The organism is Ruegeria hyattellae (assembly GCF_041537925.1).
GTDB lineage: Bacteria > Pseudomonadota > Alphaproteobacteria > Rhodobacterales > Rhodobacteraceae > Ruegeria_C.
Genome location: NZ_JBGOSH010000028.1, coordinates 1 through 22,347 on the forward strand (window position 1 = coordinate 1; position 22,347 = coordinate 22,347).

General features: G+C 57.4%; 17 protein-coding genes and 1 pseudogene. 9 read left to right on the forward strand and 9 right to left on the reverse strand.

Going from position 1 to position 22,347, the window contains the following annotated elements; translation table 11 throughout:
- Positions 1-194: 194 nt before the first annotated feature.
- The 4 genes from AB1E33_RS28810 to AB1E33_RS28825 form a co-directional block, all read right to left on the reverse strand.
- Positions 195-896, reverse strand: coding sequence for an IS6 family transposase (locus tag AB1E33_RS28810; protein WP_372580666.1), 702 nt, complete (start codon positions 894-896; stop codon positions 195-197).
- 173 nt (positions 897-1,069) lie between these two features.
- Entirely contained in the window at positions 1,070-1,576 is a 507-nt protein-coding gene (locus AB1E33_RS28815; RefSeq protein ID WP_372580667.1) for a TetR/AcrR family transcriptional regulator, read from the reverse strand.
- Positions 1,577-1,638: 62 nt separating this feature from the next.
- A complete protein-coding gene (locus tag AB1E33_RS28820; protein WP_372580668.1) occupies positions 1,639-2,175 on the reverse strand; it encodes a dihydrofolate reductase family protein in 537 nt (178 codons plus the stop codon).
- Between the two features lie 72 nt (positions 2,176-2,247).
- Complete coding sequence (locus AB1E33_RS28825; protein ID WP_372580669.1) at positions 2,248-3,084, reverse strand: LysR substrate-binding domain-containing protein; 837 nt, start codon at positions 3,082-3,084, stop codon at positions 2,248-2,250.
- 152 nt (positions 3,085-3,236) lie between these two features.
- Between AB1E33_RS28825 and AB1E33_RS28830 the strand changes: the two genes are divergently transcribed.
- From AB1E33_RS28830 to AB1E33_RS28840, 3 genes are read left to right on the forward strand one after another with little or no spacing between them, the layout of a single operon-like run.
- Positions 3,237-4,790 (forward strand): trimethylamine methyltransferase family protein, encoded by a 1,554-nt coding sequence (locus AB1E33_RS28830; protein ID WP_372580688.1) that lies wholly within the window; start codon positions 3,237-3,239, stop codon positions 4,788-4,790.
- A gap of 12 nt (positions 4,791-4,802) precedes the next feature.
- On the forward strand, positions 4,803-4,943 hold the full coding sequence (locus AB1E33_RS28835; protein WP_372580670.1) for a hypothetical protein: 141 nt from the start codon (positions 4,803-4,805) through the stop codon (positions 4,941-4,943).
- Between the two features lie 9 nt (positions 4,944-4,952).
- A complete protein-coding gene (locus AB1E33_RS28840) occupies positions 4,953-5,894 on the forward strand; it encodes an aminomethyl transferase family protein (protein ID WP_372580671.1) in 942 nt (313 codons plus the stop codon).
- A 572-nt stretch (positions 5,895-6,466) separates the two neighbouring features.
- Here AB1E33_RS28840 and AB1E33_RS28845 read toward each other — a convergent pair.
- Complete coding sequence (locus AB1E33_RS28845; RefSeq protein WP_372580672.1) at positions 6,467-6,850, reverse strand: hypothetical protein; 384 nt, start codon at positions 6,848-6,850, stop codon at positions 6,467-6,469.
- Between the two features lie 468 nt (positions 6,851-7,318).
- On the opposite strand from AB1E33_RS28845, the gene AB1E33_RS28850 reads away from it, so the two are divergent.
- Positions 7,319-7,828: a winged helix-turn-helix domain-containing protein gene (locus tag AB1E33_RS28850; RefSeq protein ID WP_372580673.1), complete on the forward strand. Its 510-nt coding sequence runs from the start codon at positions 7,319-7,321 to the stop codon at positions 7,826-7,828.
- Between the two features lie 108 nt (positions 7,829-7,936).
- Positions 7,937-11,497: a hypothetical protein gene (locus AB1E33_RS28855; RefSeq protein WP_372580674.1), complete on the forward strand. Its 3,561-nt coding sequence runs from the start codon at positions 7,937-7,939 to the stop codon at positions 11,495-11,497.
- Positions 11,498-12,021: 524 nt separating this feature from the next.
- On the opposite strand, the gene AB1E33_RS28860 is transcribed toward AB1E33_RS28855, so the two are convergent.
- A complete protein-coding gene (locus AB1E33_RS28860; RefSeq protein ID WP_372580689.1) occupies positions 12,022-12,153 on the reverse strand; it encodes a hypothetical protein in 132 nt (43 codons plus the stop codon).
- Positions 12,154-12,190: 37 nt separating this feature from the next.
- Positions 12,191-12,454, reverse strand: a pseudogene (locus AB1E33_RS28865) (transposase); the annotation flags it as partial.
- A gap of 149 nt (positions 12,455-12,603) precedes the next feature.
- On the opposite strand from AB1E33_RS28865, the gene AB1E33_RS28870 reads away from it, so the two are divergent.
- Entirely contained in the window at positions 12,604-12,798 is a 195-nt protein-coding gene (locus tag AB1E33_RS28870) for a hypothetical protein (protein WP_372580675.1), read from the forward strand.
- 67 nt (positions 12,799-12,865) lie between these two features.
- Here AB1E33_RS28870 and AB1E33_RS28875 read toward each other — a convergent pair whose 3' ends face one another.
- Positions 12,866-17,593, reverse strand: a complete 4,728-nt coding sequence (locus AB1E33_RS28875; RefSeq protein WP_372580676.1) for a galactose oxidase early set domain-containing protein — start codon at positions 17,591-17,593, stop codon at positions 12,866-12,868.
- A 262-nt stretch (positions 17,594-17,855) separates the two neighbouring features.
- Between AB1E33_RS28875 and AB1E33_RS28880 the strand changes: the two genes are divergently transcribed.
- Positions 17,856-18,737 carry an amidohydrolase family protein gene (locus AB1E33_RS28880; protein WP_372580677.1) on the forward strand — a complete coding sequence of 294 codons (882 nt, stop codon included), beginning with the start codon at positions 17,856-17,858 and terminating at the stop codon, positions 18,735-18,737.
- Between the two features lie 163 nt (positions 18,738-18,900).
- Positions 18,901-20,685 (forward strand): thiamine pyrophosphate-binding protein, encoded by a 1,785-nt coding sequence (locus AB1E33_RS28885; RefSeq protein ID WP_372580678.1) that lies wholly within the window; start codon positions 18,901-18,903, stop codon positions 20,683-20,685.
- Positions 20,686-20,847: 162 nt separating this feature from the next.
- Here the strand turns inward: AB1E33_RS28885 and AB1E33_RS28890 are convergent, their stop codons facing one another.
- Entirely contained in the window at positions 20,848-21,438 is a 591-nt protein-coding gene (locus AB1E33_RS28890; protein WP_372580679.1) for a YybH family protein, read from the reverse strand.
- A gap of 417 nt (positions 21,439-21,855) precedes the next feature.
- Between AB1E33_RS28890 and AB1E33_RS28895 the strand changes: the two genes are divergently transcribed.
- On the forward strand, positions 21,856-22,344 hold the full coding sequence (locus AB1E33_RS28895; protein ID WP_372580680.1) for a twin-arginine translocation pathway signal: 489 nt from the start codon (positions 21,856-21,858) through the stop codon (positions 22,342-22,344).
- Positions 22,345-22,347: the final 3 nt, after the last annotated feature.

Genomic DNA, 22,347 nt, shown 5'->3' on the forward strand with positions numbered 1-22,347 from the left:
AGTGGTTTCTGATGCCATCATTTCTGTCCTTAAAGGCGGGACCGTAGCATCCGGGATTGGCAGCGCGGACCTCCCGGCGTCACATGCGGGCGCCACCACTCTATGGGGTTCAGACCGATGCGGGAAGTCCTAAGCCACGAGCGGGCGTTGTCACGTTAACGCCCAGTCCACAAAGAAGTGCTGTTTCGCGGTTTTCAAGCGGCTTGAGTGGCAGCATTCCAGGCGTCAAATGCTTCGAGGCGGTGATATCGAATTGTTAAGGCTGAACGGCGGCGGGCGGGGACGCTGAAGCAATTGCGGATGGCTGAGTGGGTCGCCACGAACCTTTGCAACCCTCCTGGAGAGCGGTGGCCTTGCATCGTCCGTTCCCGCTTTCGAAATGGAAGATGGCTGTTCTCGGCTCGATTGTTCAAGCCCTTGTGAGACCAATGATCCAACCCCGGCGCGACCTCTCGCTTGGCGGCACCATAGGACCGCAGTTTGTCCGTGATGGTCCGCTTAGGAATGAAACCAAGGCGCTTTATCAGGCGGCGCAACAGCCGTTTTGCCGCCCGTTTGTCCCGTTTCGACTGGAGGATTTCGTCCAGCACGACGCCATGCTGATCGACTGCCCGCCAAAGCCAATACTTGCGACCTGCAATTTTCACGGCAACTTCATCCAGATGCCAGACATCACCTGGACGACCCTGACCCTGCCGCAGGTTTCGCGCGACGAGCGGCCCGAACTTGATGACCCAACGCCGGACGGTTTCGTAAGAGGTATCGATCCCTCGCTGCAGCAGCATCTCTTCAACTTCCCGCAGGCTCAGATTGAAGCGAACGTATAGCCACACCGCGTGCGCGATGATCTGAGGAGGAAATCGGTGGCGCTTGTAGCAGATCGATGATGACTTCATCGATGTCACCTACGTCCAATCACGGCCATGAGCAACCGAGCGACAGTTAACGTGACAACACCAGCAACGTCTTTCCGGTCTCGTACGTGCCCGTGAACACCACAATTAGTTGTTGCGGAAGATCTCAACTGAGGTTGTTCTAACTCGCCGCGCAGATCAGGAAATTCTTCATCTCAGATCGCCTCGTTCCTTCCGACCGCCTGATCCAGAATCCAGTCAACGCCGCGCAGAAAGTCGTCGATTGTCAGGGGATTGTCTTCTCCGCTGGAGACCGAAAGTACGAAGCCATGAGCATAATCGATCAGGAGGTGAACCAGGACATTGCCACCGTCGCTGTTCTTCAGCTGGTCCGTGCTGGACTTTAGTTCCGCCGCCACACGGGCGAGGTCCGCGCTCATGAGCGTCACATCATTCAAGATCGCGCGCAGCAGATTGGCGTTCTTCAACGCATACCCGTAGTAGGCCGCCAGTATGCTGCGGGCCCGTTTGACCGGGGACCTCTGTTCGATGTCGTCTGCGACCCCCTTGAAGGCAAGCTCCACCAGATCGGTCAAAAGCTGTTTCTTGTTGCCGACGTGATAGGTGACTGCCATCGGGCTAACGCCCAACTGATCGGCAAGCACACGGAATGACAGCGCATCGACACCGCTTTTCTGAACGATTGGCAGCGCAGTTCTCAAGATCACTTGCTTTGACAGGTGTTGAGACGATTTTATCGGTCGCCCAACGGACGCAACCTTGGTCACCGTTTCACCTTGTATTCAAGGTCCACCAGCCCGGACGGGAAAGCGGTCGATGACACCAGCTCCAGATCAATGTCCGTGTCATTGGAGCCAAATATCCGGATGCCTTCGCCAAGAAGGATCGGCACGATGGATATTTTCATGTCTTCGATAAGCCCCGCCTGGATAAAGGACCGAATAATCGCGCCGCCATCGACATATGCCTGTTTCAAACCGCGCTTCTCCAACGAGTCCAACAGGGCTTTGGGCTCAAGTGTTGAAACTTCGACCTTGCCGCGCAGATCCTCGGGAATGTCACTTTCAGTCAATGTGCGGCTCAACACGATGCAGGGAATGGTGTATGGCCACTCCCCGAATCCCACAACCGTGCGAAACGATCCCGACCCCATGACGATCACATCCATCCGGTCCTGAAACGCGACAAAGCCGTGATCTTCGTTCTGCGTCGTTTGCTTGTTCAGCCAGTCAAGCGCGTGGTCGGGTCTCGCAACAAACCCATCGAGGCTCATGGCCATCATGATGTGCCCGGTTGTCATATCGGTGTCTCCGTGGGTTCTAATTTATACGGCGTATAAATATAGAGCCTATGACTTTCAAGTCGAATGTGGTCAGGATTGTGCTCTCAGCCATTCCGAGAAGGCGGCCACGGCGTCCGTTGCAACGGTGCCGTTCAGTTGAACCAGAAAGTATCCGTAGTCGGGTAGTTCAATATCAGACAACCGGAACAGCAGTTGCGCCCCTAGGTCGGCGGACACAAGGTCATCCATCAAGGCAATCCCCTGTCCGTCGATGACAGCCTGCACGCGAACATTGGGGTCGGGGACGATCAACACATCTTGACGCGTCTGCTGGGGCAGACTTGCGGCGGTCAGCCAATCGGACCAAGCATTGCTGTCGTCCCGGTCTCTGAGCAATGTGAGCTGTGATATCGCAACGCCCATTCCCAACGCCTCAACTTTTTGCGCCATAGAAGAGTTCCCGACGGGATAGGGCGGCAATGACATAATGGGGGTCACCACGCCTTCCCGCCAATCTCCATTCCCCCACCTGATCGCCAGATCAACATGCTGCATTTCCTGCTCAGAAAACTGGATCATCGGCTGAATGCGTAGTTGCACGTCCGGGTGGCGCTGCATAAAGGTCATCAGGCGCGGGGACAGCCATCGCGCCGCGAAATAGGTCGACACTCCAACGGTCAGGGATCGCGATACGCGCCCCTTCATCTCCTGAATATCAGCTTCGATTTCCTGATAACGGGTCTGGCACGCCGCCAGAAGCCTTAACCCTTCATCCGTCAGGGTAACGCCGCGTGTCGTGCGGCGGAACAGGGCCATCCCCAGAACAGCTTCAAGCGTCTTGATCTGATAGCTGATCGCACCCTTGGTCATGTTCAGCGCTGCAGCTGCGTCCGAAAAACTGGAATGCCGGGCGATCTCGGCGAACAACCTAAGCAGGTCATGATGGCGAAAGTGTCGGCGCATATCAAACTAGTACAAAATTTTTGAACGCGATGGCCAGAAAATTTCGATTTCCGACCGGGCAGAAAACGCCAATCGTTTCAGTGAACAAGTGAATCGGAGTTTCGCGTTTGGGTGCTTTGAACGCCACCACTGACACCTCGAAACCGGCAGCGCGCCGCAGCCGATCCCGTCGTGATCGACCGTCATATGGTGACACGGTGTCCGCACACGCTCCACTCACGACGCGAAGGATTCCTGCATACACGATGCTGAACGATGCGGCTTTGGCGCGGATCGAAGATCAGGCGGACTGGATTCTGAGCAAGATAGGCGTCGAATTCCGGAGCGATCATGAAGCGCTCGAATTGTTTGCCGCGTCCGGCGCCCGTGTCAACGGGGAGCGCGTCCGTTTTGAACCGGGCCATGTGCGCGCACTTTGCAACACGGCACCGTCCGAGTTCACATTACACAGTCGGGATCCCACCAGAACTGTGACACTCGGTGGCGAGAATATAGTTCTAATGCCGGGATATGGGTCGCCCTTTGTCACCGATCTGACCAATGGTCGGCGGTACGCGACGCTCGAAGATTTCCGGAACTTTGTAAAGCTCACTTACAGCTCCCCTGCCCTGCATCATTCTGGCGGAACCATAGTTGAACCGACAGATATACCCGTGAACAAGCGGCATCTGGATATGGTGTTGGCCCACCTCACCCTGTCGACCAAGCCCTTTATGGGATCGGTCACCGCGCCAGACCGCGCGCTGGACAGTATCGAAATGGCGCGATTGGTCTTTGGGCGCGATTTCATGGAACGCAACGCCGTGATGCAGGCCAATATCAACGTCAACTCTCCGCTTGTGTTCGATGACACCATGTCCTCCGCGCTCCATATCTATGCCAAAGCAAACCAGTGCGTGTGCGTTTCTCCGGCGATTTTCGCTGGGGCCATGGGGCCGCTCTCGCCTGCGGCAGTGGCAGCCCAAACGCTGGCCGAAGCCATGGTCGGCATCGCCCTGGTACAGCTTGTCCGCCCCGGTTGCCCGGTTGTCATGGGGTCGTTTCATACCAGCATGAACCTGCGCACGGGCGCACTGACCTTCGGATCGGCAGAAGCAAACATAGTCACCATGGCGTTGTCGCAACTGGGGCGCAGACTTGGTGTTCCGGTGCGCTCGGGCGGCGGGCACATCACAGCTTCCAACGCGCCGGATGGGCAAGCGATGCAGGACAGCACTGGCGCGATGTGGTCGACACTTCTGTCTGGCGCACATCAAGTCTGGCACGCAGCGGGCTGGCTCGAAGGTGGATTGGTCATGTCCTACGAGAAGTTCATCATGGACGTCGATCACTGCGGCGCGATGCTGAAACTTTTGCAAGGTTTTGACGTCGACGACGAAGCCTTCGGCCGCGATGCCTATCTCGAAACCGGCCCGGGCGAGAATTTCCTCTCCACCAGCCACACGCTGCGCCACTACAGATTGGCGAATTTTGAACCGCAAATCCCGGATGCCGGTCCTTTCGAGACTTGGACGGAGAACGGCGCGCTCACGTCAGACCAACGCGCCACGGTGCGGTGGCGCCAGATGCTGGACGACTATCAACAGCCCGAAATGAACCCCGGCACAAAAGTAGCGCTTGAAGACTTCGTGTCTGAACGCAAGGCACGGATGCCGGACGAATGGTACTAGAAAGGAAGACCCATGACCGAAGAGCTTAGCCGCACATCCGCCCTTGCTTCGCGCCACACCGCGCTTGGTTCCGGGTTGGAGGACTGGAACGGCATGGGCACGGCCTGGACCTATAACTCCGATCCCAATGATGAGCACGATGCGGTCCGTTAACGGGCCGGTATGTTCGACATGTCTCCCCTGAAGAAAGTGTTCGTTCGAGGCCTCGATGCCCAGGTGGTGCTGGATCATCTGACCACGCGCGATCTGACCAAAGTCGGACCGGGTAAGGCAGCCTACCTTTGCGTTCTGACCGATGAAGGCGGGATCGCCGACGATGCCATTGTCTCGAACAATGGCGGCGACGAATGGATGATCGTGCACGGCTCCGGCGACACCATGGCGCTGCTGGAAGCCTCGGCGGCAGGGCGTGACGTTCAGATCGACTTTACCGACTATCTGCATGACCTTTCAGTGCAGGGGCCTGCTTCTCTGGAGATCCTGAATGCCCACACGGATATCGACCTGGACGAACTGGCCTATTTCGAACACGCGCCAGCGGTTCTGTTCGGCCATCCGTGCCGCATCTCCCGCACGGGTTATTCCGGCGAACGCGGTTATGAGATTTTCGCAGATGGAACAGTGATTACAGATATCTGGGACAAGCTCGTGCAGGAGGGTGTTATGCCCTGTTCGTTTACCGCACTGGACAAGGTGCGGATCGAAGCCGGGCTCTTGTTTTACGGCTATGACATGACCGAGGACAACACCCCATGGGAGGTCGGCCTTGGGTTCACCGTCAGCAGCACCAAGGCCGACTATCGCGGCAAAGCGGCTGCCCTTGCTGCGAAGGGAAAGGAGAAGATCGACAATGTGTGCCTGGATATAGATCACCCCGACATGGTCGCCGGTGGTGAAACGCTTTCGCTGGGCGGCCAAACTGTCGGCGTGATCAACAGCCCCTGCTACTCACACCGGATGGGCAAATCCCTTGCCCTTGCGCATGTTGTTCCAGGACTGGCTGTTGGAACGGCGCTCTCCTTGGCAGGCGAGGGCCTGAACACGCAAGCAACCATCGCAGCAAGCCCCATCTACGATCCAAAGAAACTTCGCACCCACGAGTAGGTCGATCGTTGCGAGTTGCTGTAGAGCTCGGCCCAATGCGGACCTTCGTTGTGTCTTCGGAACGCTGCAGTGCGGCCCGTCGAACCTGCCGTTCGCTGCGCGCGCAAAATCGAAAGCCAGCTGAACTCTCAGTCTGCGGGATATTGCCGCCGTTGAATTTAAAGATCCGCAACTGCGGCGGGATATCAGACGGGCTATCGTTGTTTGGGTTGGAGCATATTAGGCTTCGGTTCGCGTCGGATCGTAGGTTCGGCAGGACCATTTCTGTACAATCCATCCCGGATGCTTCTGAGTCCAAGACGCCAGTTCGAGTTGCCCGTGACGCATGCAGACCATGAGTGGGATGTCAACGAATAGCAGGCTTTCATTCCGGCACGATGTGGGCGCAGCCGCGAGGCAGGCAATAAACGCAAGTTCGATCATCTCAACTCACTCCACTTCAAATTCGGTATTTCATCGGCAAGCCCAAATGTGCTTCAATACTCTCGTCAGGCTTGCTTCAAGACGGCGACCGTCGAAGATCACGCATATCTGGCCCAAAAAGCTTCTCGCGCCAGATTTGGCCTATGCCTCTAGTCGGCAAAGGCATGTTCAACACGGGATTGAATGGCAGGCGATGGCTCAGCGATGACGGCGACGGAGCTGCCATCCCGTGAGAAACGGTAGAGATAACCAGTCTGCCCGGGTAATCCAAACGAGACGCTGTCGCCGTCCGACAGTCCCATGCGCAGCCGGGCAGGCTCGTATGGGTCATTGTTCAGCGCATAGGTCGCTACCACTTCGAAATGGTCTCCGTGATCCACGTAATAGACCACCATGTCGATATCACCGGCGCGCAAAGACGCGCCTGCCAGTTGTGCTTTGAGATGGATACTTTCTGCTGAAATCGCGGCGCTTGCGCCAATGGATATACAGGCGATGAAGGTGGCGGCGAACAGGTGAAGTTTCAATGTCATGGGAGAGGTCCTTTCATCAATTCATCAATTCGCGGGGTTTGATCCGTCCGGCAGCGGGTGCGGGAGCGCGGCAGGAGGTTCCGGTTGGGTGTCGGGTTTCAACCTTGCGCTGGTGTGGCCATTCGCCGCCCAGCGGCCAGGCCTGCCAAGCGCCAAAGCTTCGGCAGTCGCTTCCTCGGACGTCAGCAAGGCGATTTCGGGAATCGGCCTATCTGTAGTATCGTAAGTAGAGTTCGCGGCGATCCACGCGATTGTTGCTGTGGCAAGCCCGTTCATTGGTGGTCCCCTCTTGACCGTCTGCCCTTGTCATTCAGCAAACACGGGCCGGGGTGATCGGTCTTGAAATTCGAGATGAAATTCTCTGAAGATTTCTGATACGCAGGCTTGAGTCTTGATAATAGTTTTTGAATTTAAACACTTAAGTTACTTTGGCGGATTGACCTCCGATGCCGTGAATATGCAGGTCCCATGGCAGTGTTCGAACGCCGCGCGAGGGCAACCCGGATCGAACGCGCCATATCGGAGCAATGCGCCATGACCTTGCCGACCGGTCTCATTGCCTTGGGTGAGGTGCGGTATGATCCGGATCGCAGAGCGATTCTCGGGCCTGATGATGCGCCGGTTTCTTTGCGTCCCCAGTCTTTGGGCGTTCTGCACGCGCTCGCATCCAACCCCGGCGAAGTGGTTTCCAAGGACGATCTGATCAAGGCGGTCTGGAAAGATCTGAACGTGACCGATGACAGCCTGACGCAATGTATCGCTGATATCCGGCGGGCCATCGGGGACAGCAATCGGTTGATTGTGCAGACGGTTCCCAAGCGAGGGTATCGGTTGCAGGTGGTCGAAACGGTGGCGCGTTCACACACAGCTATGAAAGCCTTGACCTGGCTCGCGGCGGGTATGGCCTGCCTTGCCGTTGCTCTGTTCGTGGTTTGGCAATTCAGAACCCCGCCCAAGGATGACTCGCCGCTCTTTTAGACCCTGATCGCACCGCAGGTGGCGCGCTCCGGGCCTTCTATCGCGGTGCTGCCGTTTGAATCCGTCGAAGCCGATGAACGGTGGATACGTCTCGGGCGCGGGCTGGCTATGGACATTGCGAGCGAACTCTCACTGAATGACTGGCTCTACGTCACTGTTCCGGAGTCGCTGCGGAACGTGGCCGGCGGCTTGCCCACGCCAAGCCCCGTTCTCGATGTGCGATTTGCGCTCGGCGGGACCATTCAGGCAGAGGGCGACGAAATCCGGATCTCTTCCCATCTAACGGACGCCACGACCCATGAGATTCTCTGGTCTGAAATCTGGACGGAACCGCAGGACAATATTTTTGCGGTACAGGATCACATCGTCGCCCGGATCGGGGCAAGCCTCGCCAGCACCTATTCCGGCGCGGTTGCACGGGCCGAGCTGAAACGGGCCAAACGCAAACTCACCGACGATCTCGATGCGTACGAGCACTATCTGCTCGCCTACGAGCAGCTTCATAGGTGGAACCCGGACGAGATCGCAGACACGATCGCGCATCTGGAGGCTGCGGTCGAAATCGATCCGAACTTTGCCGGGGCGCTGGTCACGCTGTCGGTCGCGCAATTCGTGCGGGCGGATTATGTGGAGGGCGACGAAGCCAAGAGTTGGATCGAGGCAAGCCAGGATTCTGCCTATCGCGCCCACGCCATCGATCCGAATAATCCAAATGTACTCTGGAACCTTGCGCGGGCATACGCGCTTGATGGTCAGGTGGATATCGCGGGAACTACATTGCGGCACGCTGTCGAACGCGCGCCGAACAATGCCGACGTGCTGATGATCTCGGCAGGCTACAGTGACCTTGCGGGCATACCTGGGTCTGAGTCGCTGGAATGGACCCGGCGGGCGCTCGAGCTGAATCCGATGGCTCCCGCATGGTGGTACAGCGATCTGGGCGCTGCGGCCTATGGTGCCGGTGACTACGAATTGGCGGTACAGAGTATGAAACGGGCGCCGCCCATGAACAACTCGCGCTGGCTGATAACAGCGCTCGCGCAGGTGCATCTCAACAATTCTCCCGAGGCGCAATCGGCTGCCCGCAAATTCCGCCAACTGGCCCCGTATCTTACCATCGAACAATTTGCAGGAGGGTCCGAAACCAGCCGCCCGGACCAACACCACATGTTCGAGGCCGCACGTCAGCTTGGACTGCCGGTCACCGCCGAAGATCTGCGGCTGATGAACAGACCCGCTATTGTTGTGTTGCCATTTGAAAACCTGTCAGGCGATGCCAGATGGGATTTGCTCAGCAGGGCACTGGCCTCTGATGTTGCCGACGATCTTGCCCGAAATGACTGGCTTCATGTCACCGCTCCGAAAACCGCGATCGACATTGGCGCAGATGCGGATGCCACGCAGACCGGTCGCGATCTCGGGGTCCGCTTTGTGCTGTCGGGGACGGTGCAGGCTGACGCGGGCAATCTGAGGATTTCCGCGCGGCTGACCGACGCCACTACGGGCAGCATTGTCTGGTCAAACCGATGGGCCCGACCGGAGGCAAATCTGTTCGAGGTGCAGGATGACATTCTGGCACGGATCGATACGGCCCTCGCAAGTTCGTGGTTTAGTGTCGTGGCCGACCAGCAGCGCGCAAGGGCAAGGTTGCGGCCAACCGAGGACCTGACCGCCTGGGAACTGTTCCACCTTGGTGCGGAGGAAAAGAAGGCCTTCACCCAAGAGGGGCTCGACAACGCCGAAGGCTATTTCAAGCGCGCGCTCGAGTTGGACCCGGGTTTCGGCAAGGCATGGGCCATGCTTGGATACACCTATATATTCAAGGCTTCGTTGGCCCAATCCGAAGCAGACGGACAAACCTTTCTTGATCTTCAGATGGATGCTGCGCGGCGCGGGATAGAGGCCTCACCCAACGATCCGCATGTTCTGTTGCTCAGCTCGACAATGTACGCGACAAATGGCGACTTTCAGGCTGCCACACGGGCACTGGAGACAGTTCTGGAGGTCGCGCCAAACAATGCTGATGTACTCGCCACCGCCGGCTGGCTTGCCTCGGGCTCGGCGGATTTTGGCGACGCCCCCGTCGAATGGACAGAACGTGCGATTGCGCTTAATCCCAGGCATCCGAAATGGTACAGCTCGGCGCATGGTGTCGCCCTGTTTCACGCGGGGTACCTTGAGCGTGCGACTGCGGTTCTGGCCAATGCGGCCCTGACCCCGGAAAGCTTGTTGACGCGGTCCATAAGCGCCGCCCTGTCAGGGGACATGGACCTCTCTCGGAACGTTTATCAGGAGTTGCAGGACCTCAAGGGAGGCACTTTCACCATAGACCGGCACATTGAAAGCTCTGGCGATTTCAGCCCCGCCGCGATCGCCCGCTACAGAGAAGGTGGACGCATTGCCGGCATCCCTGTCACCGACGAAGATCTACGATTGATGAACACTCCGGCCATCGCGGTTCTGCAACTGAAAGATCTGACAGGCGATGCGCGATGGCAGCGGATCGGTCGGGGTATTTCGGCCGACATCGCCAATGAACTGGCACGCAGTAAGTCCCTCTATGTTACGGCCCCTGATACGGCGCTGAATACTTTTGCGCCGCCCGCCGACGCCGGTCGCGCGCTGAAAGTGCGTTATGTGCTGGATGGCACCTTGCAGGCCGAAGGCGATAACCTGCGCGTGATGGCGCGCCTGATCGACGCCGTAACTGGCGCCATCGTCTGGTCGCAACGCTGGACACGGCGCACCGACGATATCTTTGCCGTGCAGGACGAGATCGTGGCGAGGATCGGCTCTACGGTGGGCAACACATGGAGCGGCGTTCTTCCCATGTCCGAGCGTGCTGTTGCGCTGCGTCGCACGACGAACAATCTGGACGCGTATCACCTCACGCTGCTGGGAGCCGATGAAAAGCACAAATTCACGGAACAGGGCTTTGCCAATGCCAGCGCGTATCTCAGCCGAGCCCTGGCCATCGATCCTGACAACGTGCCTGCGCTCGCCACGTTCTCGATTGTGAAGCTCTTCCAATCCCACGGTGCTGCATCACCTGAGCAGAGCGCAGAGCTGTTGCAAGAGAGCTTTGATCTTGGACGGAAAGCCTATGTAATTGATCCCAGCCATCCCGAAGCCCTTCTTCGAATGAGCGCTGAACAGATCTCTTCCGGCGATCCACGCACTGCTTTTCGCTACGCAAAGCAGGCGGTGGATGCGGCACCAAACAATGCTGACATTCTGGCGATGGCTGCCTGGATTGCTGGTGTGATGGGTTCGGAAAGCCCGCTACCATATGAATGGGGGCGCCGGGCCGTCGAACTGAACCCGAACCACCCGGATTGGTACCGGTTGTCACTCGGCATTGCGGCCTTCTTTGCGGACGATCTTGAAACAAGTCTGGCGGCGCTGCGTGTCGCAACGTTGGATGTGGAAAACGGAATAATCCTTGCTGCGGCAGAGGCGTTGCAGGGAAACATGAGCGCAGCTGAAGCAGCCGCATCGGCATTTAGCGAGGCCGGAACCTTTGCCACCCTGTCTGATTTCTGGGGGGCCGACCTGAATAGCGAACCCTTGTTCGCCCGTTTGATCGAGGGTGCACGTCTGGCCGGTTTTCCGATAGACTCTCGGGACGAGCAGTCTCATAAAAATGCGAAAGGACTTGGGGAAGACTGAAACCCGCTGAATCCAAACCATCAGGACCCGCGCAAAGTTTGTTGCTCCTGGTCTGCAAGCCATACCGGGCATTTCATAGACCCCTGAAAGGTGTGCCGACGGCTTCACACCTTAACGGCAATGGCGGCATTATTCGGTTCGTAGACGTCGGTGCTCAACGCTGCATCGGTCATCTCATGTCCACAGTCGCCAATGGAGTAAGCGCAGCATGTCCTGTTCGCGCCCATCCAGTTCGGACAATGACGGCCCATTCCGGACCTTGGCCGCCATATTCGTTTGCTGCGGTGCTGCTCGGCAAAGCCGCCATTCCATGCCTGAGCAATCCCACTGGATGCAAGAACGACACTCAACAAATTTGACGGAGATTTCGGTGGTTGGATTCTGCAACTCTAAAACCGATGAAATAGTCGATCAACTTACCAAAACTCAATCCGGAGAAACCTGGGCCGCGTTCGCAGTCAATGAAATACTCCGCTAAACTCCACCCGGCCTGCGGGATGGCCGGGTGGAGTGTCAATTGTGCTTCAGGCTATGGACATTCCCAATGCTTCCAGCTGGCCCACCAGCGCGCTGTTCGCCTCGTCGATAGAGTTCCAGTCGTCCGCAGTGAGGTTGCCAAGGCTCAGGTCTTCTGTCTGAATATCTTGGAGCGTCACCGTATGACCGCCGTTTGGACCAGCTTGACGCCAGCCGCAACGACAATCGAAAGTTTGCGACACTACCCATTTCCGCGATCAGTAACGCCGCAGAAACTGATCCGATCCCTGGAACGGATAAGAGTAGCTTCGCTTTTGCTGCGGACCTGTCGTCCTGAGCGGTAGCGACCTCAATTTGACGTTCGATGTCACGGATTTGGCTGTCCAGCAGGGCTTTGAGATCACTATCCATACCTTCGACATCGGCCGCCACGCCTTGTTTTCTACGTGCTGCGACCTGCATGACAAGCCATTTGCGCATATCGACGACCTGCGCGCGACGCGCTGTCAAAGTTCTGAGAATGCGTAGTTTTCCGCTCGGCGGCCGCTGTCCCGCCTCCGAAGAACGCAGTTCACGGCGCGCATGCACAGCGCAATCACCACATCGATGTCATCGCTCAACATGGCAGAATGAACTGGCAAATTGAGACGGGATACAACCAACGATCACAAATTGAAGCCCAGATCAGCAGATGGAAACAAGTTTTCAGTGATCGTCTGCAAGCACGTGACTTCGACCGTCAAATAGCCGAAGTGAAAATCGCATCAAAGGCACTCAACCGCATGACTTCTCTCGGTCGTGCGGAGTATGAGCGCGTCGTCTGAAATGACTGGGCATAGGGCGAATACGCCTCATTCATGATCTGTGCAACACGGTCGCGACAAAGGGTGTTCAGCAAGCCAATACCAGTCGAACGAGCGTGGCTTCACAGTCCTTTTCGTCCGCTTTGGCGCAAGTGCGGAAGGAATTGACTGCGGCGATCCACTCATCGCGATGCGCCTCAGAGCAAAATGCCACGGTACTCCCACCGACTTGCGCATTGTATTCCGGCTGCGTTTCGTGGCCGCTGATTGGACAGGTTTCATTCACCGGGGCCTCGGTTTCTTGGTGATGCACATCTTCGTACGCCGCGCCATGATCGTGCGGCCCTCCTGCCCTTGGCGGGAAATGAGCCTCGGCAATTTTCGTCGCGCGTTCAAAGGAGTCGCGGTCGTCGGGCACGTTGAAGCCCACCACGTGCCCTTCGAAGGTCGTGAAAGCCTCGGATCGAACGGGGCGCTTAGTCCAGGGGCAAGATTTGTTGATGCTGCCCGCATCGGCCGTTGGTGACGTGTCACCGGCTGCGTGGCTGTGATCATGGGCATTCTCGTCGTCACCGGTCGCAGCCCCTGCGCCGCTTGCATGATGCGCCGAGCCGTGTCGCGGATTTCCATCCGCGTCGAGACGGCTCATGATCTCCCGGAAATACGTCACCGCTAGTCGGAACCGATCGTGATGCTCGCGCGAGCAGAACCCGACCGAGCCGGATGGCAGGCGCACAATCGCGTCCCGCAGCACCGGGCGGCCCGACCAAGGACAGGTCTCGGCGCCGACCGGGGCTGTGTGCTTGTCGCCAGCCTCATGTTTCACTGTCTTGCCCGCATGTTGTATGCGCTCAAAGCGATCGCGATGTTCAGTGCTGCAAAAGCCCACTTTATGACCCTCGAACCACGCCGTCGAATCTGCACGAACGGGCTTGCCGGACCAGGGACAGGTTGCGTTCACAGCCCCCCCAGGTCCCCCCGTGGGCCGGTAGTACGCATGCACCCGCAGACGGTCCTGCCACACCATCAGAACCAGCTCTTCAAGGTCGTTGGAGATACAAAGCCGCAGATGCGTCCCACAGCAATCCTTCAGCACCGCCGCGATGGGATCGCCAAAACAATCATACTCGATCTTGCAGATCTTGCCTTCGAAACATGCCATGCTGTCCTCGTCATCCTTGCCGCCAGGAGTATCTGGACCATGCCCGCCACCATTAGGTGGGTCGTCATCGGTTCCGTCACCCCCGGGCACCGTGCCCGTACCGTGGGGCGAGGGGCCGACATTGTCCGGATTGCCACCAAAGCCGCGCACACGTTCAGCAATTTCATAGAGATATCTCTCAAAAACCGGATACCAGCGATCACGCTCAGGCATGGTTTCGAAAATGTAGCGCAACAGGGACAGTTTTTGGCTCTCGCCGCCCAGCAGATTGGGACCGTGATCCACGGGTATCCGCAGATCGAAGGCGCCAACCCAGCGCAGCGTTCGCCCTGAATACTGTTTCACCGATAGCCTATAAACCTGCCCTGCAACGATCCCAAGTGGCAGGGTGACGCTGAGCAGACCGGGGATGTTCACGTCGCGCCCACCAGGCAGCGCGACATAGGTGACCTCACCAATCTCGAACTCGACCGAATGCTCATCCGCACGCCGCAATGTTGGCGGGCCGTTCCGCAGCGCCGACAATTGCAGCACTTCGTCGATCTCCACATCCGGAAGGTACAACGTAATGACGGTGCCCGCAGGCAAGTTGTTTCGCTCGAAAACCAGCTCATCCGGTCGCGGACCGCGCTTGGTAGATCCGATCACCTGCTGGCCCACTGCAAGCAGGATGTCCGTGTCCGCGTCCGAAGGTTTGACATCCATCGTAGTCTGCGCGGTTCGGGTGATGCTTTCGAGGCCGGGATTGGCCACCGGAACCGTGGCCAGGTTGCGTTGCGAAAGGTTATCCGAGGTGGCCGGTGTCTGGCCCGGCTGGGTCGGATCTTCGTCATAGGATATCTCGGCCACCAGGCACTGGTGATAGCCCCGGATATGATCAAGGATCGATTTCGGCCCGCCACCTTCGATCAAGTCCATGAAAAAGCCACCTTCGCCGTAAGGCCCATCATCATTGGGGAATGGCGGAAACTGCGGATCGGGAACGTTTACATCCAGCCAGCAACCGAAATAGCGGTATACCAACTCGGGCCCCGCCGCAAACAATGTGCGCCGATTGACGACGTTGTCCTGCTGCGCGCTCATGGCCTGATCCGGCGTCACCCTGTCACCGCCAAAGAAGGGGATCGAGATGATATTCGGGCCAACCCTGCCCAATGCGGGGATCCGACCAGCGGTGCCGTCAAGGGTCCGGTACGTGGTGTTATCGTTGAACTCCAGCGCCGTTCCAACCGTGTTGAACATGCGGAAAAAGACTTTCACGTTTTCCGCATCCTCGCCGGGCAGCGAAAGGAACCGGACCCGTGCGATGGCGAAATTGTAGATACCATCGTCACCTTCGGGCATTTCCAGTACGACCGGATTGTCCTCTTGCGACGTATCAAGCGTAACAAAGGGATGCTGTTCGCTGTCATCCAGGATCGGCGTGTTTTCATACGCATCAAGCAGCCCCTGAATATAGGCTTGTGGACCGCCCGCGCTGTTGACGTCCTCGACCGAGGCCTTGTGGACGCGCAGATCGTCGCTCAGATAGTGCGGGTTGCCATCGCGCATGAAGGGGTTGGCGCGTTTCATCAGGGTCAGGTTGGCCGTGATCGTGCGCCCGCCCAGAGTTGCGCGCAATTCGACAAAGCGCACCTGATCGTCGTCGAATGTGTCAAAGGCCTCTTCGGTCTCGAACACCACGTCATAGACATAACGAAACCGCTGGGCGGTATCGGGATTATTGGTCGCATTAACCTCAAAGTCCTGGGCCACAAGATCAAGGCGCATGCCCGGCACATCCGGGTCGCCGTTCGTGAACCGCAATGAGATCTCGGGCACCTCGGCGGGCACGTTCAACTCATGCGGCAGGAACCCTTCAAAAAACAGATCGACCGCATCCGCAAAAACCGCTTCGGTCTCACCGCTATCCGGCAGGGTCAGCGCCTTGACCGCAAGCAGAGAATAGGTGCTTAGCTGCAGCACAGGGTACGTTTCCTGATGCGCCAGCCGAATGAAACGCCCCTGCTCACACGGCGTGTTAGCGTTGCGCAAAACATACAGAAGGTAATATCCCGGAGGCGCGACGTTGGCCGATAGCGGTGTAGTGGCCGTGATTACCGCACCGGACTGGTTGAAGGGCAGCGTCACATAGCGCTGATCACCGTCAAACGCATGGGTAAAACTGCCACAGCGCACCAACGCGACCCGGTGCATACCAGCGCCGCTGTCCATGGTGATGCCGATCTGCTCGCCATAGCCGGCGGTCAAAGGCGAGGCGTTGATGATGGGGCGGTTGTTGCCGTAATTGGGGCGATAGACCTCGGCACTCTCCTCACGGGTTGCCTGTCCGGCATCCGTAGTGTCGTCATCGGCACTTGCGGGATGGGTCGAGCCTCCGGCCCAGACACTGCCATCCGGTTGCAAGACAGCACAGGAATGATAGCCGCGGCGGCGCTGGGATTGCTCTGACTGTTGTGTGCGGGTATCCCATTCACCGGGCAACGCGACACCGTCATCATCGGTCTGATAATGCCCCGTCTCCCAGTCGATGGCGGGAGTGTAGATTTCCGGAAATTCAATCTCGGTGGCGTTGTTGCGCACGCCAAAGGCAAAAAAGACCTGACCCGTGGGCAGGATGATGCCGTGCAGGTTGTTGCGCCGGGGCGGTGAATCGTCGTCCGGAAACGCCTCGCGCCCGCCGGCACCAATCCATTGCGGCGACGACGACGCCAGATTCAGACGCTCGGGTGCTTGCGCGCCAGCCACCAGAACCCAGATATTCGCGTTGTCCCCGTGCAGGATAGGCAACAGAACCGAAGAGGTCACCGCCGAACAATTGGCATCGTCATAAAGTTCGTCCAGATGGTTGCCATACCCGGAGGTCACGAATTTGCCCGCGTATGGATCATAAAGCCGCGTGTCACCATGCGCCTTGCTGATTGTGCTGAAAAACACGTGGCCCGATGGGGTCAGATGCGCGCGGTTGTATTCATCCAACCCCAGATTTGTCTCTACTTCTGAATCGCGCAGATTGACCCATTTGTTCAGACCCGGATTGTAGACCTCTGGGATGTTGTTGTTGTGTCGCCGCCCCCCAGGAGAAGGGAAATCGTCGATCATGTCCGCATCGCGACCGATCGGATGTCCGCCATGTGCCAGAACACGCCCATTGGCGAGGGTCACGCATGTCGGATACCACCGCCCCCCACCCCGAACATCGGAGTTGGGTTGCGGATTCATGTCCGCAAGACTTTCCCAAGTGCCTGCCCGCGGCTTGAACGCCCAGGTGTCCCTTATCCCGCTGCCGCCGTGGCCATGCTGGTGCCACCATATCGGATCTCCGTCAGCGTCCAGGATCGGATCACCCTGCGGATCAAGAACAAAGTCGCGGTCGCCCCCGGTTTGCGTGCCTCCGACCACCAGCCATCGGCCATCGGCAAGATGTGCGTGACCGGCGCAGAAAAGATTCCTCCGCCCTTCGTCGTCGTCCATCACAACCGGGAGCTCATAGACCTGATCATTGCCCTGCGGATCGCAACGCCAGGCAAAGGATCTACCTCTTTGCTCTCCGAAAAACCCTTCAAAAAAAACAATCTCGCCTGTCGGTGTCGTCGGGACCAGAGCGGCATGGATCGGAACAATATCTAAATCAACAACTTCGTCCCAAGGCATAATCAACCTCCTTACGAATGCAGTGACTCTACCACAAATTGCGCCCCCGAACCAGCGACGCGGTAGCAACAGTCGTGTGCGTGAAGATATTGAAGTGTACGATCTTGGGGCTTTGATGGAATGGACATCCCCTGATCTCTCATCTGGGTGTTGTCACGTTAACACCCCTATTAGATAGCCCAGATTACCGGCCCGGGAACAAGGGGCTGGTCACTATCCGCCGTTCAGGTAAATTGAGGGACGATAAAAGGGGAACTAGGACATGAGTGAAAACCAACGTCCGTCCTGTGCCAGACCCGATCCAAGGCCCCGAAAGCCAGATGTAACCGTGCCGGAAGGAGCTTGCGACTGCCACGCCCACATCATGGGTCCGCTGGCGCGCTTTCCATTCGAGCGCGACCGTAGCTATGATCCGCCCGAAGCCTTACTTAGCGCTTACCGGTGTGTGTTGACTACTCTCGGTTTGACGCGGGCAGTGATTGTTCAGCCCAGCGTTTACGGAACCGACAATCGGGCCACCTTGGCGGCAATCCAGGCAAGTGAAGGCACCTTTCGTGGAGTGGTGGTGGTCGAGCCAACGGTAGACGATCACACTCTGTCGCGGTTTCACGAGGCCGGTATCCGCGGGCTACGTATCAATCCCCTCTTCAAAGGAGCCCCTGTCCTTGCGGATTATATGCGCTTGGCGACACGGATAAAAGATATGGGCTGGCATCTCCAATTTTTCTTGGACGTCAGCAAAATGGACGCCGATGTCAAATTTCTGATCGAGAGCTTGCCTTTGTCCGTGGTTTTTGACCACATGGGTTACATGCCCACCGGCAAAGGCCTGGATAATCCGGGTTTCCACTGGCTATTGAAACAGTTGGCGGAGGGTCGGGCATGGGTCAAACTGTCCGGGGCATACTACCTGGGTCAGGAACCTGGGCCGCACTACGCTGATGTGACACCCTTTGCCCGGGCTTTGATCGAAGCCAATCCTGCCCGCTGTCTCTGGGCCACCAACTGGCCACACCCGATGACCACCAAACCGATGGCCAACGATGGTGACCTTTTGGATCTGCTGACCGAATGGGTTCCCAATCGGGCCCTGCGCCGCCGCATCTTGGTAGACAATCCTGCGATGCTGTATGGCTTTCCCTGAGCAGTCACTAACTTCCGGAGCCGATGACCGAGGCCCCAGTCGTACAATGGGCCGGTCAATCCTGCTTCGCCACAGTCCAGAATTTGCTTTGATTCTCGGCCTAGCCTGATCAAACTGCAATCTATCAATGCACGGTTTCTTACGATCTCACTGGAGCTGCCAGATGAACGACGATGGGAACGAAAGTCCAAAGAAACAGAACCCTAACCAACCTCAACCCGCTTGGGGAAGCGATCTCATTGCCGAGATGATGCGGGCATTGGGGCTCCGATACATAGCCCTCAACCCTGGTTCAAGTTACCGCGGGCTTCACGACAGTCTGGTAAATCATCTCGGAGACAAGCGCCCGCAGATTCTATTATGCCTTCACGAAGAGCATGCGGTCTCAATTGCTCACGGCTGGGCAAAGGTCACCGGTGAGCCCATGGCGGTGGCACTTCATGCCAATGTCGGCCTAATGCATGCCTCCATGGCGATCTACAACGCTTGGTGCGATCGAGTTCCAATCATGGTGTTTGGTGCCGCCGGACCATATGATGCTTCACTGCGCAGGCCATGGATTGATTGGATTCACACTTCGCGCGATCAGGCGGCGATTGTCAGGCCTTACACCAAATGGGACGATCAACCGATGTCAATTGCGGCATCGTTGGAGTCAATGAACCGGGCATCCGTTATCGCCCGAACGGCACCCATGGGCCCGGTTTATGTTGCCTTCGATGTAACCGTTCAGGAGCAACCTCTTGCCTTAACCGCAGGGCATGATGACGCTATTCCATCGCCTGCGCGCTACGAACTTCCCGCTGAGGCTGAGCCCAATAGTGCATCTCTCAAGACGGTTGTCACCTTTATGAGAGATGCTCGTTCACCCCTGATTTTGATGGGGCGTGTTTCCCGAGATCCAAGCGATTGGGCCCGCAGAGTCGCTCTCGCAGAAGCCTTTGATGCAAAAGTTATCACCGATATCAAGACCGGAGCCAGCTTCCCCACAAACCATGCTCTCCATGTCGGAGATCCCGGATATTTTCTCTCTCATGCCAGCATCGAGGCCCTGAAAGTCGCCGATTGCGTGATCAGTTTTGATTGGATCGATCTCGCTGGCACATTGCGGCAAGCGGGGCGCCATCGAGACGCCCCTAAAGTTGTCCAAGTGAGCCTAGACCATCAACTTACAAATGGGTGGAGTTTTGACCATCAGGCGTTGGCACCAGCCGATTTACATATTGCCGCAATGCCCGACACCGTTGTTGCGGCCCTTGTTGCGCACATTGGTGCGCCGATCGGGTTGCCACCTCCAGACAAAACCACAAATCCAGTTTGCACACAGGCTGATCCATCTTCCGCTCTAGATCCTGAAACCTTCGCTGCCGCCCTCGGAGCGGGGCTGGAGAACGAGATCGTCAGTTTCGTTCGGTTGCCGCTTGGTTGGCTCGGAGGCTCATGGCATTTTAAGCATCCCCTCGATTATCTCGGGTGTGATGGCGGCGCCGGAATTGGGGCAGGACCGGGCATGCTCGTTGGAGCAGCACTGGCTATGAGGGAAGGCGCACGTCTCCCGATCGCAGTTCTCGGCGACGGAGATTTTATGATGGGTGTTTCGGCACTTTGGACAGGAGCTCATAACAAAGTACCGTTTCTGATCGTCGTGGCCAATAATCAGTCTTTTTTTAATGATGAGATCCACCAGGGCAAGATTGCGCAGCAACGAAACCGTCCGATTGAGAACAAATGGATCGGCCAGCGGATCGCCGAACCTGACATCGACATTGCCGGCATCGCGCAAGCCCAAGGATTGATCGGCATCGGACCGGTGGCCACAGCAAAGACGCTTACCGACGCGGTTTTGGAGGGAGTTGCCCGCGCCAAAGCGGGCGCATCGGTGGTGATCGACGCGCGTGTCCTCGGCGGCTATGGCGCCTCCATGAGCAAAGGCATGACGAAGGCTTGAGGTTTGATGCATCCGGCGGGCGGCTCCCTCAAGGAGCTCAAGTAGATCGGCTGGGCGGCCGTTCGATTGCAGGCACGCTGACGAGCAAAACAATTTCCGTGATCAGCGGGGTCAAAAGAAACACAACCTGGTAGCTGCTTTGGCCTGGCCCTTCCGAATGCGCTATGGCTGATCACTGTTGAAGATGGAAATGTAGACTTTCCAAGTGCCGTCCGTTTGGCGCTTCAGAACATTTACGAATTTACCTTTCTCTGGAGGATCAGAATCCGAAATCGCAAACGATCCCACCTGATAGGCAGTATCGCCGTCAACCCCGAAATCGATCAACTCATTGGTATGCGTTCCGCCAGTATTTTGTTTTATTCGAGATTGATAAGTTTCGATGAATGCCTCTCTTCCGCGCAGCATTGGTTCACCCGGCGCAAGAAGCATGACATCTTCTGTAAAAAAAGCGGCGCAACCCGCAGCGTCACCTCGATTGAAGGCATGATTGTAGGCCTCATCAAAGTCCTCAAGTATCTGCCTCATATCCATAGCGACCCCTTTCACAACCGACATGCGCGAAAGACCGTGGCTTTCTCCCGCGACCCGAATACTGCACAAACCCAGTTTAATTGCCATAAGGTCGATAAAACATGGGCTCATGGCGCGTGTTAGGCTGCTCGTCAAAAAGGGGTTGTCAAGGCCAGCAGACTTTCGTGCAAACACAACCAACGTGGGCTTTGCCTCGCGATCAGTAAGTCCGCCCGCCAATCAAATAGGGTTTCGTGGTGAATGGCCGCTATGCGGGCTGCGACCGCAGCATCTTGACCCTTTGGCCAATGGCAGCCCTGGGCCGAGACGCCTGTGGGAGATTTCTAGGTCTTGATGCTGAGTTGCGGTGGATTTGAGGCGCGGAAAGCAGTGCAGTGCTGTCAGTGCTGTCAGTGCTGTATTCGCAAAACAAAGGATGTGCCGCGGTGTTTCGAGCATTTGGAAGAACCGGAGTAAGTATCCGTAGCGATGTGACAGTGACAAGCGCAGATTTGTCTCGCTTTTTTCGACGCGATTCCGGACCCTACGCGCAGGGAGATCACAAACCTGTGCGACGCATACCAGTATTCATGCGTCAGAACGGATTTGCGCTAGAATGCACAAATCAACGCGCTTTGACCCGAGGGAGGCCTCTCTATGAGCCATACTCTGATGGACCGTCGTACCCTTATCGCAACCGGGACTGCAGCCGTGCTGGCAACCGCGAGCACCTTGGCATCGCCCCTGCGCGCGAAAAGCTTGGCTCCCACAACATCTATGCGCGGAGGGTCCAACAATTACCTACCTGGCGCCCCCGTCGTTGATCGGATCGGTGGCGGTGGCTTTCTAATGTTTGGCGCCGTTCGGCGCGCGGGTGACGGTGTTCCGCTCGAGGGCATTCGCATCCAGATCTGGGCGCACACCACAGAAGGACATGAGCGCGACCCATGGAGCCACGGTGCGACCCTGACCAACGCTGACGGTATCTTCCAATTGGAGATGCCACAAATCGTGCCGGCATTTGGACAACCGCACGGGCACCTCGCCTATGACAGTAGCGAATTCGAGACGGTGTTTCTTCGTCCTGTCATGGCCAGCTCTCGAGACAGGAGCCTAAGCGCGCATTTTGTTTTGCAGCCCGCCTGACCG

Bases quoted from the DNA above. Each gene is read 5' to 3' on its own strand.
- AB1E33_RS28810 (WP_372580666.1), bottom strand. From the start codon at position 896: ATGAAGTCATCATCGATCTGCTACAAGCGCCACCGATTTCCTCCTCAG.
- AB1E33_RS28820 (WP_372580668.1), bottom strand. From the start codon at position 2,175: ATGACAACCGGGCACATCATGATGGCCATGAGCCTCGATGGGTTTGTT.
- AB1E33_RS28835 (WP_372580670.1), top strand. From the start codon at position 4,803: ATGACCGAAGAGCTTAGCCGCACATCCGCCCTTGCTTCGCGCCACACC.
- AB1E33_RS28840 (WP_372580671.1), top strand. From the start codon at position 4,953: ATGTTCGACATGTCTCCCCTGAAGAAAGTGTTCGTTCGAGGCCTCGAT.
- AB1E33_RS28845 (WP_372580672.1), bottom strand. From the start codon at position 6,850: ATGACATTGAAACTTCACCTGTTCGCCGCCACCTTCATCGCCTGTATA.
- AB1E33_RS28850 (WP_372580673.1), top strand. From the start codon at position 7,319: ATGGCAGTGTTCGAACGCCGCGCGAGGGCAACCCGGATCGAACGCGCC.
- AB1E33_RS28855 (WP_372580674.1), top strand. From the start codon at position 7,937: ATGGACATTGCGAGCGAACTCTCACTGAATGACTGGCTCTACGTCACT.
- AB1E33_RS28870 (WP_372580675.1), top strand. From the start codon at position 12,604: ATGAACTGGCAAATTGAGACGGGATACAACCAACGATCACAAATTGAA.
- AB1E33_RS28875 (WP_372580676.1), bottom strand. From the start codon at position 17,593: ATGCCTTGGGACGAAGTTGTTGATTTAGATATTGTTCCGATCCATGCC.
- AB1E33_RS28880 (WP_372580677.1), top strand. From the start codon at position 17,856: ATGAGTGAAAACCAACGTCCGTCCTGTGCCAGACCCGATCCAAGGCCC.
- AB1E33_RS28885 (WP_372580678.1), top strand. From the start codon at position 18,901: ATGAACGACGATGGGAACGAAAGTCCAAAGAAACAGAACCCTAACCAA.
- AB1E33_RS28895 (WP_372580680.1), top strand. From the start codon at position 21,856: ATGAGCCATACTCTGATGGACCGTCGTACCCTTATCGCAACCGGGACT.